A 2,969-nucleotide genomic window follows, 5' to 3' on the forward strand; every position below is an offset into this window, starting at 1 on the left:
TTGGGTCAAAAGCTTAGAGTGATTTATAAAGAGTGGGAAACAGAAGCCAATTCAAATAAAAAATTAAGACAGGAAAATATGCAGTTGCTTCGAGAGAATAGCAAATTAAAAAGCCATATAAGCGATTTAAAGCGTGAAATTGGTTTGATATATAAAAGCACCAAAGAATTTTTAAAAGCCCGTACAAACGATTTAAAGACGTTTAAGAGCCTTTTTAATGATTTGGTAGGCAAAATTAAAGAAAAAGCCCCTGAGGGCGAATTTGAGCGTTTAAACAGGGTTGAAAAGCGTCGTGAAAGAGAAAATGGTCTTGAAAGATAAAAAGCACCTGAAAAAGGTGCTTTTTTTGGTTTTTTGAACTTGGATTTTTTGGGGTGAGAGAGGAAAAAGGGGGGGCTACTACGACCCCCCCTTTAAGTGCCGAGTGCCAAATTGAGAGAAAAAGCCATTCAAACCCTAGAGCCACAAGGGTTTGAAGCTTGCGACATTTGAGCGACATTTCGGCGACATTTTGAGCGACATTTTGCCTTTTACATATTTTTTGTGTATTTTATTGCAAAAATTACACCACTTTGTTATATTATTTTTAACATGCAAAAAGGAGAACGATATGACAAATAAAAAGAGATTTACAATCACTATGTCAGAAAGTGTTCACGCTTATTTAGAGGAGTTGTGCAAAGAGAAGGGTTTGAGTAAGTCTGCGATGATTACAGTAGTTTTGGAAGAATACAAGAAAGGGCAGAAATGAACACAAAAAAAGCGACCCCCTGGAAGAGTTCGCTTTTTGGAATTCCTTTGTTTCTGTTAGGGTGATTATAACATTATGGCTAAAGATAAGGCAAGATACTTTACGTTTCTGTTGTACCCTGAAAGCATACCCGAAGATTGGGAAACGAAATTGGAATCGCTCGGTGTTCCTATTGCGATTAGCCCACTTCATGATAAAGATTTAAGTAAAGTTGAGGGACAAAAATATAAAAAAGCCCATTATCATGTGATTTATGTGGCGAAAAATCCTGTTACTGCTGATAGTGTCCGTAAAAGAATACAACGAGCATTGGGTAATAAAAGTGTTTCCATGGTGCAAATTGTAGTTCAAAGCATGGAAAATATGTATTTATATTTAACGCACGAATCAAAAGACGCTATCGCTAAAAACAAGCATGTATATGACAAGAAAGATATTAAACTACTAAACAATTTTGATATTGATAGATACATAACGCTTGATGTTGAAGAAAAAGACGACATGCTGAATGATCTTTGTGATTTGATTGATGAACATGGACTGGCTAATATTCGTGAATTAAGAAGGTTTGTAAGGGTTCGTGGGGAAGAATATAACTTACCCAGCATGAAGATTATCAATTCTGTTTTACGTTCGCATACTGGATTGATTAGACTGTATTTTGATGCCGTTTATCAAGAACGGAAATATGGTCGGGGCGATATTGATAGAGAAACAGGAGAGTTAAAATAATCGACATAAAACGACAGAAAAGGATTGAGATACAAGAGATACAGAAGATTCTTCTGTATCTTTTTCTGTATCTTTTTTTATTTTGTTCTGGTGGGCGCTTGAAGGAGAAAGCGACACGTGGCGTCTGTCAATAGAATCGTGGAATACCGGAATGAGCGATAGCGAAATGAGGATATGCCGCGAAAGTCGATTGACAGACTCACCACACCCGAACCCTCTTGGCATTGAATCGAATCCCATTCGATTCCTGCCGACCGGCGAGGGAGTCCCCTCAAAATTGAGGGGGTTGGGGGAGTTTTTATTGGGGGGATCAAGGGGGAATCATTTCCCCTTGTGGGTTTGGGCAAAGCCCAAGGTTTTCCCATGCGTTAGCATGGTTCGGCGGGTAGCCGAAAAAGCCTCGCAGAGCACACACTTTACGAATGTAAAGTATAGTGTGTTATACTTTACATGGAAGTGTTGCCGAAAAACTGACCCCGAAACGGAGCTGATTTTATGAGTTATGCGGTCGTCCGAATGCAGAAAATGAAGGCGCATGATTTGAAAGGAATTCAGTTTCATAATCAGCGTGAAAGAGAAAGCAGGACGAATTCGGATATTGATAAAGAGCGTTCCCATGAAAATTATGATTTGGTCCATGATGGGAAAATTGATTATAACCAGCATGTCAAAGAAATCATTGAATCGCAAAAAACAGGTACGAGAAAAACTCGGAAAGATGCGGTGCTTGTAAACGAGTTGCTCGTGACATCTGACAAAAATTTTTTTGACCGTCTGGATCCTACAGAACAAAAACGATTTTTTGAGGAAAGTTATAAATTATTTTCCGAACGCTATGGCGAGCAAAATATTGCTTATGCAACGGTACATATGGACGAAAAAACGCCCCATATGCATGTTGGCGTTGTGCCAATGCGTGATGGAAAACTGCAAGGGAAAAATGTGTTCAATCGTCAAGAATTGCTTTGGTTGCAAGATAAGTTTCCCGAGCATATGCAAAAGCTTGGCTTTGATTTGGAGCGTGGAGAAAAAGGTTCTACTCGTGAGCATTTGGAAACGAGGGAATTCAAAAAGCAGACGCTGGAAAAAGAAATTGATTTTCTAGAAAAAAATCTCCAGGAGAAGAAAAATGAATTGCTCGCCCTCAATGAAAAAGTTCCAGATGAAATTAAAGTTCGGGCCAAAAGGGAATTTCAGCAAATCGAGGTTAAGAGCGAGGAAAAGAATCTTTTTGGGATTCCCAAAAAAGAGTTGAAAAAGACACCGACTGGAAATGTGATTGTTCCCGAACAAGACTTTAAAAATTTGGTTCATGCTGCCAAAGAAAATAAACAGCTAAAAGGCAAGATGGAAAAAATATTGAACACCGATTTAGCAAAGGAAAATAAAGCTTTGGGTCAAAAGCTTAGAGTGATTTATAAAGAGTGGGAAACAGAAGCCAATTCAAATAAAAAATTAAGACAGGAAAATATGCAGTTGCTTCGAG

3 protein-coding genes and 1 pseudogene are annotated in these 2,969 nt (G+C 38.4%); all 4 read left to right on the forward strand.

Annotation, left to right across the window (positions count from 1 at the left end):
* A pseudogene (locus ACFC8N_RS48750) lies at positions 1-321 on the forward strand (hypothetical protein); the annotation flags it as partial.
* A gap of 289 nt (positions 322-610) precedes the next feature.
* Positions 611-751, forward strand: a complete 141-nt coding sequence (locus ACFC8N_RS48755) for a CopG family transcriptional regulator (RefSeq protein ID WP_043858540.1) — start codon at positions 611-613, stop codon at positions 749-751.
* Positions 752-826: 75 nt separating this feature from the next.
* Positions 827-1,483 carry a replication protein gene (locus tag ACFC8N_RS48760; RefSeq protein WP_043858541.1) on the forward strand — a complete coding sequence of 219 codons (657 nt, stop codon included), beginning with the start codon at positions 827-829 and terminating at the stop codon, positions 1,481-1,483.
* A gap of 495 nt (positions 1,484-1,978) precedes the next feature.
* Positions 1,979-2,969, forward strand: a 991-nt coding sequence (gene mobV, locus ACFC8N_RS48765; RefSeq protein WP_376296090.1) for a MobV family relaxase, incomplete at its 3' end; no start/stop codon positions are given.

The sequence above is a fragment of the Streptomyces sp. NPDC055966 genome (assembly GCF_042269865.1).
In the GTDB taxonomy this organism is placed as follows: domain Bacteria; phylum Actinomycetota; class Actinomycetes; order Streptomycetales; family Streptomycetaceae; genus Streptomyces.

What these genes read in the sequence shown, in the direction of transcription:
- ACFC8N_RS48755 (WP_043858540.1), top strand. Translation starts at nt 611, where the DNA reads ATGACAAATAAAAAGAGATTTACAATCACTATGTCAGAAAGTGTTCAC.
- ACFC8N_RS48760 (WP_043858541.1), top strand. Translation starts at nt 827, where the DNA reads ATGGCTAAAGATAAGGCAAGATACTTTACGTTTCTGTTGTACCCTGAA.